Below are 1,680 nucleotides of genomic sequence, written 5' to 3'. Positions count from 1 at the left end.
CTAGCCTCGGCCAATCACGCTGGTTGAGCTGTTTATGGTTCTGGAATGGCGAAAGGTGCTCTGAGCTGCGATGATTCGACTTGTCTAAGGTTGAATCGGCAGTATCGGGAGCACCTTTCTGGTGAGGCAGTCTACGGGGTGGTACCCGTCGCTGAAAGTTGACGGCGACGGTTCGGGTGTGGTGGGGCAGGCTGGGGCGGTCGCGCTGCTGGCCACTGCGGTGAAAGTGGGGTTGGATCGGGCGTTGTCGCAGGTCCTGGCACCGTGGCGCAAGCCGCTGGCGGTCCATGATCCGGGGAAGGTCCTGCTGGATCTGGCCGTGATGGTCGCGATCGGTGGCGATTGCGCCGCTGACTTGGCGATGCTGCGCGGCGAGCCGAGTGTGTTCGGGATTGTGGCGTCGGATCCCACGGTGTCGCGGCTGATCGCCACGCTGGCTGCCGATCCGCGGAAAGCGTTGGCGGCCATCGCGTCTGCTCGCGCGATCGCGCGGGCGGCCGCCTGGCAGTCTGCCGGTGAGCAGGCGCCGGACCATGCGATCACCGCCGAGAACCCGCTGATTATCGATCTGGATGCGACCCTGCTCGACTCGCATTCGGAAAAGGAGTGCGCGGCACCGACATTCAAGAAGGGATTCGGCTTCCACCCGCTGCTGGCATTCGCCGATCACGGCCCGGATGGCACCGGCGAGCCGGTCGCGGAGTTGCTCCGCCCAGGCAACGCCGGCGCCAACACCGCCGCCGACCACAAGACGGTCCTGGCCGCCGCGCTCGCGCAGCTGCCGTGGCAGCCCGGCTACCGGGTAGGCCGGAAAGTGCTGGTGCGCACCGATTCCGGTGGCGGAACCCACGATTTCGCAGCCTACTGCGCCGCCCGGCGGGTCCAGTATTCGCTGGGATTCACTCTCACCGACACCATCGTGGAGGCGGTCGACGCCATCCCGAAACACGTGTGGACTCCCGCCTACGACGCCGACGAGCAAGTCCGTGACGGCGCGTGGGTCGCCGAGGTCACCGACATGCTCGATCTGACCGGCTGGCCCGAGGGTATGCGGCTGATCGTCCGCAAGGAACGGCCCCATCCCGGGGCCCAGTTGCGCTTCACCGACATCGACGGTCTCCGGTTGACCGCGTTCGTCACCAACACCGGCCGCGGCCAGCTCCCCGACCTGGAACTACGCCACCGCCGTCGCGCCCGCTGCGAGGACCGCATCCGCGCAGCCAAAGACACCGGACTGCGCAACCTGCCGTTCAAATCCTTCGACGCCAACCGGATCTGGGTCGCGATCGTCGCGCTCGCCCTCGATCTGACCGCCTGGCTGCAAACGATCGGCCTGCACGACCATCCCGCCCGCCGCTGGGAACCGAAAACACTGCGCCTGCAACTGTTTTCGATCCCAGCCAGAATCGCCCGCCACGCCCGACGCGTCCACCTACGCCTGTCACGACATCACCGCCGCACCAGCCTTATGCTGACCGCACTGAACCGCCTGCACCCCGGCTGACCAGCCCAAACCGCACCTACGACCCCCGAAAGGACCACCATCCGGGCCCGTGGAACCCGGCAACCACCCGCTGACCGGGCCACCCCACGCTGCCCACCGGTCGCCAATCAGCGACCGGAAACCCAATCCGAAACCGAACACGCCCGGCCGACGGCCGAGCGAAAGATCGAGGCTAG

The 1,680-nt window shown here is 67.1% G+C and carries 1 protein-coding gene; it reads left to right on the top strand.

The features are described from left to right. Positions 1-121 precede the first annotated feature (121 nt). On the top strand, positions 122-1,504 hold the full coding sequence (locus AB0H61_RS39005) for an IS1380 family transposase (protein WP_357313976.1): 1,383 nt from the start codon (positions 122-124) through the stop codon (positions 1,502-1,504). The last annotated feature ends 176 nt before the right edge of the window (positions 1,505-1,680 follow it).

The organism is Nocardia sp. NPDC050710, from assembly GCF_040654375.1.
GTDB lineage: Bacteria > Actinomycetota > Actinomycetes > Mycobacteriales > Mycobacteriaceae > Nocardia.
This window is presented reverse-complemented; position numbering and strand designations above follow the sequence as displayed.